The sequence below is a fragment of the Streptomyces araujoniae genome (genome assembly GCF_050871195.1).
Classification (GTDB): Bacteria; Actinomycetota; Actinomycetes; order Streptomycetales; family Streptomycetaceae; genus Streptomyces; species Streptomyces bacillaris.
The window spans coordinates 1,448,607-1,463,010 of the sequence record NZ_CP194070.1 but is presented as its reverse complement, the minus strand read 5'-3'; the positions used below and the strand labels follow the sequence as shown (position 1 = coordinate 1,463,010).

Sequence of the window (14,404 nt, the reverse complement as noted above, 5' to 3'; positions counted from 1 at the left end):
GAGCCTCTTCGCCCACCGCGCCCGCCCCGCCCGCACACCGTCCGCCGCGCCCGTCCGCGGCCCCTGGAGAGAAGAAGAGTCATGCGCGTCGAGATCTGGTCGGACATCGCCTGTCCCTGGTGCTACATCGGCAAGGCCCGTTTCGAGAAGGGGCTCGCCGAGTTCGCCCACCGGGACCGGGTCGAGGTCGTGCACCGGTCGTTCGAGCTGGACCCCGGGCGGGCCAAGGGCGAGCGGGAGCAGGTCATCGACATGCTGGCCGCCAAGTACGGGCGGACCCGCGAGGAGGCCGCCGGGATGGAGGCCAACGTCGCGGCCAACGCGCGGGCCGAGGGGCTCGGGTACCGGACCGAGGGCCGGGACCACGGCTCCACCTTCGACATCCACCGGCTGCTGCACCTGGCCAAGGCCCGCGGCCGCCAGGACGAGCTGCTGACCCTCGCCTACCGGGCCAACTTCGCCGAGGAGCGGTCCGTCTTCGACGACGACGTCCTGCTTGCCCTCGCCGTGGAGGCCGGGCTCGACGGCGAGGAGGCGCGGGCGGTGCTCGCCGACCCCGAGGCGTACGCGGACGAGGTCCGGGCGGACGAGCGCGAGGCGGCCGAACTGGGCGCCAACGCGGTGCCGTTCTTCGTGCTCGACCGCCGGTACGGCATCTCCGGCGGCCAGCCCACCGAGGTCTTCGTCCAGGCGCTGGAGCAGGCCTGGAAGGACCGCCCGGCCACCGCCCTCACCACCGTCGGCGGCGACGCGGAGGCCTGCGACACGGACGGCGCCTGCGAAGTCCCGCGCGGCTGAACCCCTCAACCATAAGGAATCCTTGGGTTCGCAACGTAAAATTCAGTCATTGACTATGAGGTGTGGCGGCTCCAGGCTGAGCGTATGACGATCTCTCCGCTCAGCCGGGCCGCCGCCGCCGAGTTCGCGCCCGAGGTCACCTACCTCAACACCTCCAGCTGGGGGCTGCTGCCCCGCCGGACCATCGCCGCCGTCAAGGCCCTCGCCGACGAGAACGCCGTCGGCCGCCGGACCGGCGCGGGCAGCTTCGACGCGGTGGAGGCGGCCCGGGTCGGCTTCGCCCGGCTGGCCGGGGTCCGGCCGGACCGGGTCGCCACCGGCAGCTCGGTCACCGTCCACGTCGGGCTGATCGCCGCCTCGCTCCCGGCCGGGGCCGAAGTCCTCGTGCCCGAAGGGGAGTTCACCTCTGTCGTGAGCCCGTTCGCACTCCGGGGCGATCTGCGGATGCGGTACGCCCCCCTCGCGGAGCTGGCCGACGCCGTACGCCCCACGACCGCGCTCGTCGCCTTCTCCTCGGTCCAGTCGGCCGACGGCCGGGTCGCCGATCTCGCCGCCGTCCGCGCGGCCGCCGCCGCCCACGGGGCCCGGACCCTGCTGGACGCCACCCAGTCGGCGGGCTGGTTCCCGCTGGACGCGGGGGCGTACGACTACACCGTCGCCGGCGGCTTCAAGTTCCTGCTCTGCCCCCGCGGTACGTCGTTCCTCACCGTCACCGAGGAGGCGCAGGAGACCCTGCCGAAGCTCTTCGCGGGCTGGGTCGCGGCAGGCGCGCCCTGGACCCGCAACTACGGTCCGCTGGACCATCTGGCCCCCGGGGCGCGGGGGTTCGACGAGCCGCCCGCCTTCCTCTCGTACCACGGGGCCGAACACTCCCTCGCGCTGCTCGGGGAGATCGGCACCGACGCGCTGTACGCCCACGCCACCTCGCTGGCCGCCCGGCTGCGCGCGGGACTGGTGGAGCGGGGGTACGAGGTGGTGGCGGGGGAGTCCGCGATCGTCTCCGTGCCGGGGCTGGAGGGCCGGCAGCCGGAGCTGGCCGAGGCCGGGATCGCTGTCTCGGCGCCCGCCGGCAACCTGCGCATCTCCTGCCACCTCTACAACACCGAGGCGGATGTGGACCGGGCGCTGGAGGTCCTGGGCCGCAGGGAGCCCGGCCTGCCCGCCTGAGGAGGCTCGGCCCCGCTCCGCGACCCGCCCCGGGCGGGGTCCGGTCCGCAAGGCCGGGGGCCGCCGGGGCGGGTCGCGGAGCGGGGGCCCGGGACCGATGGGCGCCGTGCGCCCGGGGCGGCGGGCACCGGGGCCGAAGGGCCCGCACGCCCCGGGCGCACGGGCCGGGGCGGGCCGGGGCGGGCCCCCCGGGCTACCGCCTCGGCCCGGCCAGGGCGTAGGAGACCGTACCGGCGGTGCCGAGGACGAGGGCCGTCCAGGTGCTCGACGGTGTACCGGGAGGCATGAGCATCCAGGCGGTCACCGTCATGGAGGGCGGGGCGACGAAGGCGAGGACGAGCCAGCCGAACGGCAGCGTCCAGGCGTACGGCGCGCCCGCGAGGACGGCGCCCACGGCGGCCAGGCCGGTGAGCCCGAGGGCGTTGCGGGCCGTGAGGGCGAGGGGGACACCGGAGTCCCCGAGCGCCTGGACCGCCGTCACGGCCGCCGCGACCGCCCCCGCGGCGACCAGCACATGGGCCGCGCGCCTCGGCCACCACCGGATCGCGGCGGTGCGGTCCAGGGCGTGGTCCCGGCCGCCGAACCCGACGGAGACGACCATCGCGCCCAGGGCCAGGACGAACGCCCCGGTCCGCGGATCGGCGGCCCGTCCGCCCGCGTCGTGGGTGAACGCCCACAGCAGCGCGGCGCCGGCCAGGACGGCGAGGGCACAGGCGGGTACGTGGCGTGAGCGCGCGTACAGGACCAGCGGGGTCATCGGGCGGTACCGCCTTCCAGCGCGGCCAGCGGTTCGCCCTGGCAGGAGTGCGTGACCTCACGCATCGCCCGGACGCGGGCGCGCTGCTCCCCGGGCGGGAGCGCCGCGAGGGCCCGCCACGCCGACTCCGCCCGCTCCGCCGCGTCGGGCGGCAGCGCCCCGGGCAGCGGCTGCGGGTGACCGGTCACCCAACGGGTGGCGACGGACTGGGCGATGACGTCGTCGATCGCGACGGATCCGCCCCAGGAAGGGGGCAGGAGGGAGCAGTCGGGCACCAGACTCTGGGCGATCACCGCACGGGTCAGCCGTTCCCCGCGCGCCCCGGCGAAGAGGGGGTCGTCGAAGCGGAAGAGCACCGTCGCCCGCCGCCGGGGCGGCGGTGTGCCGACCGTCGGGGAGGCGGTGTCCTCCTGGACGGCACGGGGCGCGTCCGGGCCCAGCTTCCGGTCGAGCAGCGACAGCGCCGTGCCCGCCGGTCCGGCCAGCCCGGCGAGCTGCCGCCGCTGGACCTGGGTGACGCAGACCGGGCCCTCGCACACCAGGCGCGCGGCGGATCCGTCGGCGACGTACATCCGGCGGAGGTCCGTGGGCAGCACGGACAGTGCAAGGACCAGCCCCGCCAGCAGGGGAACACCGGCCAGCAGCCGTCCGCGAGGCGTCGAGGCCATCAGGAGCGCGAGCCCGGTGGCGGCCATGCCCAGCAGCCAGGCGCTCTGCCCCAGGTGGACGGAGGGCGCCAGGGTGGTCAGCACGTCCCGTACCTCGCCCACCGCCGGTGACAGCAGCGAGAGCCGGTTGGGCTCGGTGTACGGGATCCCCTGGTCGGTGACGAGCCGCCGCTGCCCGAGCAGGTCGCCCAGGAGCACGACGAACGCGAAGGCGGCCATGGCGAGGGCGGGCGGGGTGAACGGGGACGGCAGGGCCCTGCCCACTCCCAGACCGAGCACGGCTCCGGCGGCCAGGGACAGCGCGCCGACGAGGACGATCGGCAACCAGCGCGGATGGACGTAGGTGGCGTTGCCCATGACCTGCACGGCCCCGGACAGGACGATCAGGGCGAAGGCGGTGACGACCGCGAGGGCCAGCGCGCCCGCGAGTACCGCGGTGCGGTGGAGCAGCGGCCGGGGGGTGCTCGCCAGCAGCTCCACGGTCTTCGAGCGGTGGTCGCGCAGTCCTTGCAGCGCCCCGAGCCCGACGGCGACGGGCCACAGGACGACCAGCAGCGAGCGGGTCCACAGGGCGAGCGCCGTCCACTGGGCGGTCCACGCCGTGGAGCGCTGCGTCCAGGGACCGTCCAGCAGGTACAGGTAGGCGACGCCGCCCGCCAGGACGGCGAGGGCGGCCACGGGGGCGACCGACCTCTTCAGCTCGGTGCGCAGGGGAGCGGCGTTCACCAGGTGCCCCCGTCCCGGCCCGTGGTGCGCAGCAGGGCCGAGTACCCACGTTCCAGGGGGCTGTCGCCCACGTGCTCCGGGCCGCCCGCCGCGGCGAGTTCGCCGGGTGTCCCCTGGAAGACGAGGCGGCCCTCGGCGAAGAGCACCACGTCGGTGCAGGCGGCCGCGACGTCCTCGACGAGGTGGGTGGAGACCAGCACGCAGGTGTCCGTGCCCAGTTCCTGCAGCAGATCCCGGAACCGGAGCCGCTGGGCCGGGTCCAGACCCGCCGTCGGCTCGTCCAGCAGCAGGACCGCGGGGTCGTTGACGATGGCCTGGGCGATGCCGACGCGCCGCACCATGCCCCCGGAGAGGGTCTTCATCCGGTCGTCGGCCCGCTCGGCGAGCCCGACGCGTTCCACGGCGCGCTGTACGGCGGCGGGGGTGTCGGCCTTCGGCACCTCCTTGAGCCAGGCCATGTACGACACGAACTCCCGGACGGTGAACCGCTTGTAGTAGCCGAAATCCTGCGGGAGATACCCCAGCCTGCGACGCAGGGCGCGCTGTCCGCCACCGCCGTCGGCCGGCCTGCCGAGGAGGGTCAGCGTGCCCTCGGTGGGACGCAGGACGGTCGCGAGGGTGCGGATGAGCGTCGTCTTCCCCGCCCCGTTGGGGCCGAGCAGCCCGTGCACACCGATGCCGAGGGACAGGTCCAGGCCGTCGACGGCCATCCTCCTCCGGCCGACCCGCACCTTCAGCCCGGAGGCCTGGATCTCCCAGGCGTACGTGTTGGGGGCGAGGTCGGCCGCCCGTGTCGCGGACGCGGTCATGCGCTGTTCCTTCCGGTCGGTCATCGGTGGGCTCCCAGCAGGGCGTAGGTGTTCCTCCGGCCGATCACCACACCGGTGGAGAGGACGAGCACCCCGGCCCACACGGGCAGCCCGGGGCCCGTGAGGAGGAATCCGGTGTGCTGGGCGGTGAGCGCCGGGAGCACCGTCACCGCTGCCCAGAGGGCCGAGAGCAGTACGGCGGCGCGGTGCAGCGCCATCACGGTGCCCAGGGCGAGGGCCAGCATCGTGAACCCCAGACAGGGCAGCAGCCACTGGGCCGCCCCCGCCCCGGTGGCCCAGCCGGACGCCCACAGGGCCGGGATCACCGCCGCGAGCACCGCGGCGGTCCGCCGCAGCACCAGGGGCAGCCCGGCCATGGGGGTCGAGACCGTCAGCTCGTGGGCGGGGTCCGTCACCCGCGACCAGGACACGGCGACACCGAGCACCGGCAGCAGGGGCGCGATCAGGACGACCGGGGAGACCGCCCCGGCGCGGTGTCCGGCCAGGTCCATCAGGAGCGCGAGCCCCGTCAGGCCCACCACCGTGGCCAGCCACGGCAGCGCGGCCGGTGTCATCCAGCGCGCCGGCCGGATCCGGCCGTGCCGTCCCGCCCCGGCTCCCGGGGCCGCCAGCTCGGTGGCGAGCCCGGTCCACACGCTCCGGGTGAGCGCCGCGACGGCGGGCACCTGCCCGGCCACCGCCTCCGACAGCAGCCCGCGGCAGTCGGCGCACGCTTCCAGATGGGATTCCACCGCCCACAGGACGTCGGCGGGCAGCGCCGTGTCGCCCCGCGCGTAGGCGGTGATGATGTGGGGTGATGCGTGTCCTGCGGTCATGCCAGCGCCCTCCGCATGGCGATCCGGGCCCGCCGTGCGCGGGTCTTGACTGTGCCCTCGGGCAGCCCCAGCAGGACCGCGGTCTCGCGGACCGTCAGCCCGTCGAGCACCAGGGCCCGCAGCACCTCGCGCAGTTCCGGCGCGAGCGCGCTCAGCGCGTCACCGATGTCACCGCCGACGCTCGCGTTCAGCGCCTCCTCCTCGGCGGCCGGCGCGGTCGGTGCCGGAGCGGCCGCGGAGGGCGGTGCGGCGTGGTGGGCGCGGCGGCGGAAGGCGTCGACCAGACGCCGCGCCGCGATCGTCCACAGCCAGCCGACGGCCGTGCCGCCCGTCGCGGTGCCGACGAAGCCCGCCGCCGCGCGCCAGACGGCGAGGTAGGTCTCCTGCATGACCTCGGCGACGATCTGCTCGTCGGCGCAGCGCCGGCGCAGGCGGGTGGCGAGCCAGGGGGAGGTGCGCCGGTACAACTCCTCGAACGCGGCGAGATCGCCCCTGCTCACTCTCCGGACGAGCTGTTCCTCGTCCAGCCGGTCGAGTGCTCTTCTGCCTGTTCTCACACCTGCTAGACGTGGGGATCCGCCCCGGGGTTTTCCTCCTCGTGTGACGTGGGTCACCTCGGCGGCGTCCTGGCGGTGCCCGGGGGCTTTCCCGACCCGGGCGCCGCCAGCGGGAGGGTCAGCTCCCTTCCGGGCAGCCCTCCGTCTCCCGGCAGAGGTTCGCCTCCACCTTCGCCAGCAGCCGCGTCAGCTCCGTGCGCTCGCCGTCGTCCAGCCCGGCGAGCGTGTGCTCCTCCAGGCTGCCCCACGCGTCCCGTACCGCCCGGTGCAGCGCGCAGCTCGCCTCCGTCGCCTCGACCAGCGCGGCCCGCCGGTCGTCCGGGTCGGGGCGGCGGCGCACATGACCGGTCTGCTCCAGGCGCTGGAGCATCTTGGTCACCGTGGAGGGGTCCAGGTCCAGCGTCCTGATCAGCTCGGACTGGCGTACCGGCCCCGCGTCCCACAGGTGCATCATCAGCAGCTCCTGCCCCGGGTAGAGCCCCAGCCCCTTCAGCAGCTTCCCCGCCGCGATCCGGTGCAGCCGGGCGACGCGGGAGACGGCGTGGCTGACGGGCCCGCTGAGCGCTGCTCCGGGCAGCGCGTCGGTACAGGCGGCTTCCGCGGCGCCTGCGTGAGCGGTGTTCATGGCGGGGCTCCTTCGATCCTGCTCCGGCGGCGCTTCCGGTGGTTCCTGACGGGTGTTCGGTCCCGGACGGGTGACGGGTGACGGGTGACGGGTGACGGGTCCGGTCCCGGCGGGTCCGGGGACTGACGGCGGCTTCCGGGGTCCGGTGGCGTCCGAGGCTTGCCCACACTTTACCTTGGTCGGCCAATTAATGAGCTACAGTGACGGCAGCGCCAATACTTGGCCGACCACATACTTTGTTTATCGGTCAATTACCCATCTTTCCCCGGGAGTTCGCATGACCACCGCTTTCGACCCGATCGACCTGGCCGGCACCCGCCTGGCCAACCGCATCGTGATGGCCCCGATGACCCGCAGCCGGGCGGGCGAGGGCGGTACGGCCACCGAGCTGACCGTCGCCTACTACACCCAGCGCGCCTCCGCCGGGCTGATCGTCACCGAGGGCATCCAGCCCTCCGCGGTCGGCCAGGGCTACCCCTTCACCCCCGGGCTGCACAGCGCCGAGCAGGTCGCCTCCTGGCGCACGGTCACCGACGCCGTGCACGCCGAGGGCGGCCGGATCTTCGCCCAGATCATGCACGCGGGCCGCATCGGCCACCCGGTCCTGCTCCCCGACGGACTCGTCCCGGTCGCCCCCTCCCCGGTCCGGGCCGCGGGCCAGGTCTACACCGCCGAGGGCCCCAAGGACTTCGTCGAGCCGCACGAGCTGACCGACGCCGAGATCCGGCAGACCATCGCCGACTTCGCCGCCGCCGCCCGCAACGCCGTCGAGGCCGGGTTCGACGGCGTGGAGCTGCACGGCGCCAACGGCTACCTGATCCACCAGTTCCTCGCGCCCAACACCAACCTGCGCACCGACGAGTGGGGCGGCTCGGAGAGCGCCCGCGTCCGGTTCGCGGTGGAGGTCGTCAAGGCGGTCGCGGCCGAGATCGGCGGAGCCCGTACCGCCCTGCGGATCTCGCCGTCCAACCCGTACAACGACATCGACGAGCCCGCCCCGGACGCCGTCTACACCGCGCTGGCCCAGGAGATCGAGCCGCTCGGCCTCGCCTATCTGCACATCCTGGAGGACGCGCCGATCCGCGAGCTGACCCTCCAGCTGCGCAAGGTGTTCACCGGCTCCGTCCTCATCAACGTGCACTCCGACGGGCCGACCGGGCCGGAGGACCACACCGTGATCGACGACGGCATCGCCGACCTCATCTCGTACGGCGTTCTCTTCCTCGCCAACCCGGACCTCCCCGCCCGTCTCAAGGCAGGGGGCCCCTTCAACACCCCCGACCCGTCGACCTTCTTCGGCGGCGACGCCAAGGGCTACACCGACTACCCGGCGCTCGACGCCGTCTGATCCGCCGGGGGCCGCCCGTCCCACCGCCACGCGGTGCGGCGCGGGTGGTCCGGCAGTCCGGCGCGGCCGGTGGCCCAGAGCAGCACGGTCCACCGGTCGCCGCCCGCCGGGGCGTCGGGGAAGAGCCGGGCCAGCACCCGGTCGCAGAGCGCGGCCGGCGGCGCCCAGTCCAGCCCCAGCCCCGCCGCGACGTCATGGGTGTGCACCAGGGTCTCCACCACCCCCATCGCGGCGAACCCCTCCGGGTCGGAGACGCCGAACCCGTGGTACGAGCGCACCTCCGGCGGCGTCGTCCGCGCCATCGAGGCCAGCAGCGCACCGCTCGCCTCCAGGGTGGCCAGCAGCCCGGCGGGCCCGGCCGCCCGGTCCGCGAAGACCGCGTTGTACGGCCCGCCCTGCCGCTCGGGCGCCCACCGGTAGGGCACCTCACCGTCGAGCGGGGGCGTACGCGGGCCCAACTGGACGGCGTACGCGAAGAGATCGTCGCTCAGGTGCTCCACCGTCTCCCAGCAGGTCCACTCCAGCGTCCCCGCGGGCGCGTCCCACCCCTCCGCCGGGGCCCCGGCCAGCGCGTCCACCGCGAGCCGCACGGCGGTGGTCACGTCGTCGGCGGTCACCGGCAGCCGGGCCCCGGTCAGCGCGGCCCGCTCGGCGGCGGAGCACTCCACACAGAACTCGTTGCCCTCCGGATCCGTGAGGGTCGCCCACCCCCGCCCGTCCGGTCTGCGGCGGTCGCCCACGAGCGTGGCGCCCAGCGCGAGCAGCCGCTCCACCTCCTCGTCCCGGGTGCGGTCCTGCGGCTGGACGTCCAGGTGGACCCGGTTCTTGACGGCCTTCGGGTCGTCGTTCCGGACGAAGAGGACCGCCGCGCCGGGGGTCTCCAGCAGCGCTTCCGGGTCGCCGGGGAAGTCGTCCGGGGCCAGCGGCGCGCCGAGCACCCGGGACCAGAAGGTGCCGAGCGCGTAGGGGTCGGCGCAGTCGATCGTGATGTGCCGTACGTGAGAAGTCATGGCCGCCACCCTCTCCGCTGCCCCGGGGCCCGGTCCACCGGGTTATGCGCGAGGGCCGGGAACGGGTCACGCGCGAGGAGCCGGCCCGGGGTACACGGCGGGGGCCCGGGACGGTGTGCTGTCCCGGGCCCCTCGCGCGTGGCACGTCCCGCTACTTCACCGGGGTGAAGTCCCGCGCCCCGATGAACTCCGGGCGGCGGATCGGTGCCGCGAACGGCTCCTGCGCCGTGTTCTCCACGCTGTTGAAGACGATGAAGACGTTGGAGCGGGCGTACGGGGTGATGTTGTCGCCCGAGCCGTGCATCGCGTTGCAGTCGAACCAGGTCGCCGAACCGGCCTGGCCCGTGAAGAGCCTGATGCCGTGGCGGTCGGCCATCTTCGTCAGCGCCTCGTCGGACGGGGTGCCCGCGTCCTGCATCTGGAGCGACTTCTTGTAGTTGTCCTTCGGCGTCTCGCCCGCACAGCCCAGGAAGGTCTTGTGCGAACCGGGCATGATCATCAGCCCGCCGTTGGTGTCGAAGTTCTCCGTCAGCGCGATCGACACCGACACGGCCCGCATGTTCGGCAGCCCGTCCTCGGCGTGCCAGGTCTCGAAGTCCGAGTGCCAGTAGAAGCCCGAGGCGCCGAACCCCGGCTTCACGTTGATCCGGGACTGGTGCACGTACACGTCCGAGCCGAGGATCTGGCGGGCCCGGCCCACCACCCGCTCGTCGCGGACCAGCCCGGCGAAAACCTCGCTGATCCTGTGCACCTCGAAGACGGACCGGACGTTCTGCGACTGCTTCTCGACGATGGAGCGCTCGTCGGCACGGATCAGCGGGTCGGCGACCAGCCGGTCCAGCTCCGCGCGGTAGACGGCGACCTCGTCCGGGGTGATGAGCTGGTCGACGGTGAGGAAGCCGTCGTGCTCGTAGCTCTGGAGATCCTTGGCGGCGACCGGGCCCGGCGCGCCCGGCGCCGACCAGATGACCGGGTCCTGGCGGGGAGTGGTCATCTCGGCGGCGCCGCGCGAGGGGTACAGATCGGCGCGTACTTCGGTGGTCATACGGTTCAGGCCTCCTCGGTCAGCAGTGGGTAGACACCGTTCTCGTCGTGGTCCTCCCGTCCGGTGACGGGAGGGTTGAAGACGCACACGCAGCGGAAGTCGGTCTTGGGCCGCAGGGTGTGCCGCTCATGGCCGTCCAGCAGGTACATCGTGCCGGGGGAGATCCAGTGGGTCTCGCCGGTCTCGTCGTTGGTCAGCTCGGCCTCGCCCTCGGTGCACAGGACGGCCTCGATGTGGTTCGCGTACCACATCGAGGTCTCCGTGCCCGCGTAGAGCACGGTCTCGTGGAGGGAGAAGCCGACCTTCTCCTTGGCGAGCACGATGCGCTTGCTCTCCCAGGTGCCGGACGCGGCCTTCACATGCCGGTCGGTGTTCTCGATGTCCTTGAACGATCGGACGATCACGGTGAGCGGTGCCTTTCTCTCGTGCTCCGCCCCGGGCCGTGAGGCCCGGGGCGCCTCTTCTTCCTGCCGCCTGCCCCGGCCGCGCCGGGTCAGGCCGTCTCGCGGACGCAGCGGGCCAGCGTGCGCAGGCCCTCGTCCAGTTCCTCGGTGGTGATGGTCAGCGGCGGCAGCAGCTTGACGACCTCGCTCTGCGGGCCCGAGGTCTCCAGCAGGAGCCCCAGCTCGAAGGCGCGGGCGCAGACCGCCGAGGCGCGCGCCGGGTCCTCGAACTCCATGCCCCAGACCAGGCCCCGGCCGCGGAACTGCGCGGTCGGCTCCTCGGCGCAGATCGCCAGCAGCGCCTGCTCGACCTGGAGGCCGCGCTCCTTGGTCTGCTGCTCCACCCGGCCGTCGGCCCAGTAGGCGTCCAGCGCGGCGGCGGCCGTGACGAAGGCCGGGTTGTTGCCGCGGAAGGTGCCGTTGTGCTCGCCCGGCTCCCAGATGTCCAGCTCCGGCTTGAACAGGCAGAGCGACATCGGCAGGCCGTAGCCGCTGATGGACTTCGACAGCGTGACGATGTCCGGGACGATCCCGGCCTCCTCGAAGGAGAAGAAGCCGCCCGTCCGGCCGCAGCCCATCTGGATGTCGTCGACGATCAGCAGCATGTCCTGGCGCTCGCACAGCTCCTGGAGGGCGCGCAGCCACTCGGCGCGGGCCACGTTGATGCCGCCCTCGCCCTGCACGGTCTCCACGATCACGGCGGCGGGCTTGTTGAGCCCGGAGCCCTGGTCCTCCAGCAGCCGCTCGAACCAGAGGAAGTCGGGGACCTTGCCGTCGAAGTAGTTGTCGAACGGCATCGGCGTGCCGTGCACCAGCGGGATGCCGGCGCCCGCCCGCTTGAACGCGTTGCCGGTGACGGCGAGCGAGCCCAGCGACATGCCGTGGAAGGCGTTGGTGAACGACACCACGGACTCGCGGCCCTTGACCTTGCGGGCCAGCTTCAGCGCCGACTCGACGGCGTTGGTGCCCGTCGGGCCGGGGAACATCACCTTGTACGGCAGGTCGCGCGGGCGCAGGATCACGTTCTGGAACGTCTCCAGGAAGGCGCGCTTGGCCGTGGTCGCCATGTCCAGGCCGTGGGTGATGCCGTCGCGCTCGATGTAGTCGATCAGCGCTCGTTTCAGCACGGGGTTGTTGTGGCCGTAGTTGAGCGAGCCGGCCCCGGCGAAGAAGTCCAGGTAGGAGTGGCCGTCCTCGTCGGTCAGCCGGGCGCCCTGCGCGCGGTCGAACACGGCGGGCCAGCCGCGGCAGTAGCTACGGACCTCCGACTCCAGGGTCTCGAAGACGCTCAGTGCGGGCGGGGTGATGGTCACAGCGGATCTCCTGCGTGAGGGGGTGTGACGGGCGGTGTGGTCGGTGCTCCCGGCCCCGCGGGGCGGCCGGGACCGCGCCGGGTGGTCGGCCGGCGCGAAAAGTCGTGGGGGACCGGGCGTACGGGTGCGGTACGCCGGTCGTGCGGGGGTGTACGGGCCGTGCGGTCGTACGGGACCGTCCGGGCCCGGGCATTCCGGGCGGGCCGGGCGGGTCGTCTCCGGCGGCCGGGCGGTGGCCCGGCCGGTGGGGCCGGGCGCCTCGGACGCCCGGGGCCGCCGCGGCGGCGCCCCGTTGCCTCGGGGCTCGGTGGCGCCCCGGGCACCTCAGCCGGTGAGCGGTCCTATCCGGTAGAGGACCTCGGGCAGGTGCGTCCCCTCGGGGAACAGCCCGCCGTCGAAGAGCACCTCCCGCTCCAGCGCCACGTCGTGCCGCTGGGCGTAGGACGTGAACAGCCGGTCGGACGCGGTGTTGTCGGGGGTGATCGTCGTCTCGACCCAGGAGAGCCCCTGGTCGGCGGCGACCCGGGCGGTCAGCGCGTCCAACAGCGTGGCGGCCAGCCCCTTGCCGCGGTGCGCTCCGTCGACGGCCACCTGCCAGACCACCAGGGTCTCGGGGCGGTCGGGCCGGATGTAGCCGGTGACGAAGGCGATCGGCTCGCCGTCCTCGCCACGGGCGACGACGGACGTCGCGGCGAAGTCACGGCACCACAGCAGGTAGCTGTACGAGGAGTTCAGGTCCAGGACCTCGGAGTCGCGGGCGATGCGCCAGATCGCGGCTCCGTCCTCCACTCGTGGCGTGTCGATACTCAGGAATTCGCTTCGGGCACGGGCAAAATCTGCTGGTGCGGCGGTCATGTGAATTGAATTTACCCAGCAAATTTCGAAATTGCATCGAGGCAAGGGGTTGGGTGGAGCGCTCGTCTGTGTTATCAGGCGTGCGTGAGACCCGGGGTGATCAGGGGGCGATTCAGTGCTTTTTGTCCTGAATTTTTCGGGCATAACGCCGAGCTAGTGGAGTCGGTCACAAGGTGGTAACTCCTTCGGAACGTGTCCGAATCATGAAGTTCGGGCCCCGGGAAAACTTCTGCGTTTAGGGGACGGGAAAGCGGGCAGAAGAATGCGGGGAGCTGATTTCGATAAAGCAGCTCCCCGCATTTTGAATATCAGAGGCTCAGAGGTCCGGAGAGGTTTCCGAGACCGCGCGGCGGGCAGCATCGAAGTCGACCTGCCGGCCTGTGTCGCCGAGCGCCGCCCCCAGGGCCGCGAGCGAGGACAGCACCGCGCTCCGCGTCGCGTCCGCCCCGTAGTGATTGACCCGGATCATCTTCTTCGACAGCGCCCCGCCGCCCGCGACGAGCGGCAGCGAGGGTTCCGTCGTGAGCGCCCGCGCGACCAGTGCGGCGGCGTCGGTCCCCGCCGGGGCGCGCAGCGTGGTGGCCACAGGAGCGGCGTCCCGCGCCTCGTGGACGTACGGCTCCAGCCCGCCGCCGAGGGCCACCGCGCCCGCCCGGGTCGCCGCCGCGGCTGCGGCGTGACGGGCCATCACGTGGTCCGGTCCCTCCTCCTCGATCCGCTCCAGGCACGCCTCCAGGCCCAGCATCTCCAACTGCGCCGGGGCGTGCGGGAGCGCCTTGCGGCCGGCGTCGATCCAGCGCTCCTTCCAGTCCAGGAGCGAGAGGTAGGAGCGGCGCGGGGCGGCCGGGTTGGCGGCGAACCGCTCCCAGGCCCGCTCGCTCACCGACACCGCCGAGACCCCGGCCGGACCGCCCATCGCCTTCTGCGCGCCGATCACGCACAGGTCCACGCCCCAGGCGTCCGGCAGCAGCGGCTCGGCGCCCACCGAGGCGACCGCGTCCAGCATGAACAGCGCCCCGTGCGCCCGGACCGCCTCACCGATCTCCGCGACCGGGTTGGTGTTGCCGGTGGCCGCCTCCGCGTGCACCAGCGAGACGAAGTCGATCTCCGGGTGCCCGGCGAGCGCCTCGGCGACCTGGCCGGCGGTGACCGCCGTGTGGAAGGGCACGGTGAGGTCGACGACCTGGGCGCCGCAGTCCCGCAGCCAGTTGCCGAAGGTCTGCCCGTACGGCCCCGTGACCACGTTCAGCGCGGTCGAGCCGGGCCGGGCGCCGCTGCGGATGCAGCCCTCCAGCGGCAGCAGCGCCTCGCCCTGGGTGATGACGACGTCCTGCCGGGTGGCGAGGAGCGCGGCCACCCGCCGCTCGATGGCCGCGAAGCGGTCGGCGGTCAGCGGCGGGAGGTCGAGGAAGGGGTGCGTCACGGTGGGGCTCTCTTCGGATCGGGG

At 73.4% G+C, this 14,404-nt stretch carries 15 protein-coding genes; 3 read left to right on the top strand and 12 right to left on the bottom strand.

The window, feature by feature from the left end:
• The first annotated feature begins 81 nt into the window (after positions 1–81).
• Together ACQ9ZG_RS06200 and ACQ9ZG_RS06195 are read left to right on the top strand one after the other, a co-directional pair.
• Positions 82–798 (top strand): DsbA family oxidoreductase, encoded by a 717-nt coding sequence (locus ACQ9ZG_RS06200; RefSeq protein WP_028419336.1) that lies wholly within the window; start codon positions 82–84, stop codon positions 796–798.
• Between the two features lie 84 nt (positions 799–882).
• Positions 883–1,965 carry an aminotransferase class V-fold PLP-dependent enzyme gene (locus ACQ9ZG_RS06195; protein ID WP_499280075.1) on the top strand — a complete coding sequence of 361 codons (1,083 nt, stop codon included), beginning with the start codon at positions 883–885 and terminating at the stop codon, positions 1,963–1,965.
• Positions 1,966–2,158: 193 nt separating this feature from the next.
• Here the strand turns inward: ACQ9ZG_RS06195 and ACQ9ZG_RS06190 are convergent, their stop codons facing one another.
• The 6 genes from ACQ9ZG_RS06190 to ACQ9ZG_RS06165 form a co-directional block, all read right to left on the bottom strand.
• On the bottom strand, positions 2,159–2,722 hold the full coding sequence (locus ACQ9ZG_RS06190; protein ID WP_028419338.1) for a hypothetical protein: 564 nt from the start codon (positions 2,720–2,722) through the stop codon (positions 2,159–2,161).
• Positions 2,719–4,116, bottom strand: a complete 1,398-nt coding sequence (locus tag ACQ9ZG_RS06185; protein ID WP_499280073.1) for a hypothetical protein — start codon at positions 4,114–4,116, stop codon at positions 2,719–2,721. Before ACQ9ZG_RS06185 ends, ACQ9ZG_RS06190 begins: the two co-directional genes overlap by 4 nt.
• On the bottom strand, positions 4,113–4,949 hold the full coding sequence (locus tag ACQ9ZG_RS06180) for an ABC transporter ATP-binding protein (RefSeq protein ID WP_109917443.1): 837 nt from the start codon (positions 4,947–4,949) through the stop codon (positions 4,113–4,115). The genes ACQ9ZG_RS06185 and ACQ9ZG_RS06180 overlap by 4 nt, the downstream gene beginning before the upstream one ends.
• Complete coding sequence (locus tag ACQ9ZG_RS06175) at positions 4,946–5,761, bottom strand: zf-HC2 domain-containing protein (RefSeq protein WP_084996157.1); 816 nt, start codon at positions 5,759–5,761, stop codon at positions 4,946–4,948. Before ACQ9ZG_RS06175 ends, ACQ9ZG_RS06180 begins: the two co-directional genes overlap by 4 nt.
• Positions 5,758–6,318 (bottom strand): RNA polymerase sigma factor, encoded by a 561-nt coding sequence (locus ACQ9ZG_RS06170; protein WP_050451677.1) that lies wholly within the window; start codon positions 6,316–6,318, stop codon positions 5,758–5,760. Before ACQ9ZG_RS06170 ends, ACQ9ZG_RS06175 begins: the two co-directional genes overlap by 4 nt.
• A gap of 118 nt (positions 6,319–6,436) precedes the next feature.
• Entirely contained in the window at positions 6,437–6,943 is a 507-nt protein-coding gene (locus ACQ9ZG_RS06165) for a MarR family winged helix-turn-helix transcriptional regulator (RefSeq protein WP_018488166.1), read from the bottom strand.
• A 277-nt stretch (positions 6,944–7,220) separates the two neighbouring features.
• Here ACQ9ZG_RS06165 and ACQ9ZG_RS06160 point away from each other — a divergent pair, with 277 nt between their 5' ends.
• Positions 7,221–8,291, top strand: a complete 1,071-nt coding sequence (locus tag ACQ9ZG_RS06160) for an alkene reductase (RefSeq protein WP_028419343.1) — start codon at positions 7,221–7,223, stop codon at positions 8,289–8,291.
• Here the strand turns inward: ACQ9ZG_RS06160 and ACQ9ZG_RS06155 are convergent.
• The 6 genes from ACQ9ZG_RS06155 to ACQ9ZG_RS06130 all read right to left on the bottom strand — a co-directional run bounded on the left by ACQ9ZG_RS06155 (position 8,267) and on the right by ACQ9ZG_RS06130 (position 14,380).
• Positions 8,267–9,301 carry a VOC family protein gene (locus ACQ9ZG_RS06155; protein WP_499280072.1) on the bottom strand — a complete coding sequence of 345 codons (1,035 nt, stop codon included), beginning with the start codon at positions 9,299–9,301 and terminating at the stop codon, positions 8,267–8,269. The two genes, ACQ9ZG_RS06160 and ACQ9ZG_RS06155, sit on opposite strands and share 25 nt — an antisense overlap.
• A 151-nt stretch (positions 9,302–9,452) precedes the next feature.
• A complete protein-coding gene (gene thpD, locus ACQ9ZG_RS06150) occupies positions 9,453–10,346 on the bottom strand; it encodes an ectoine hydroxylase (RefSeq protein WP_084996161.1) in 894 nt (297 codons plus the stop codon).
• 5 nt (positions 10,347–10,351) lie between these two features.
• Positions 10,352–10,750, bottom strand: a complete 399-nt coding sequence (locus tag ACQ9ZG_RS06145) for an ectoine synthase (RefSeq protein WP_018488170.1) — start codon at positions 10,748–10,750, stop codon at positions 10,352–10,354.
• A gap of 89 nt (positions 10,751–10,839) precedes the next feature.
• Positions 10,840–12,102, bottom strand: coding sequence for a diaminobutyrate--2-oxoglutarate transaminase (gene ectB, locus ACQ9ZG_RS06140; RefSeq protein WP_028419346.1), 1,263 nt, complete (start codon positions 12,100–12,102; stop codon positions 10,840–10,842).
• 324 nt (positions 12,103–12,426) lie between these two features.
• Positions 12,427–12,957: a diaminobutyrate acetyltransferase gene (gene ectA / locus ACQ9ZG_RS06135; RefSeq protein WP_026237552.1), complete on the bottom strand. Its 531-nt coding sequence runs from the start codon at positions 12,955–12,957 to the stop codon at positions 12,427–12,429.
• Positions 12,958–13,273: 316 nt separating this feature from the next.
• The gene (locus ACQ9ZG_RS06130; RefSeq protein WP_499280070.1) at positions 13,274–14,380 is read right to left on the bottom strand and encodes a pyridoxal-phosphate-dependent aminotransferase family protein; all 1,107 of its coding nucleotides are present in this window, start codon (positions 14,378–14,380) and stop codon (positions 13,274–13,276) included.
• Between the last annotated feature and the right edge of the window lie 24 nt (positions 14,381–14,404).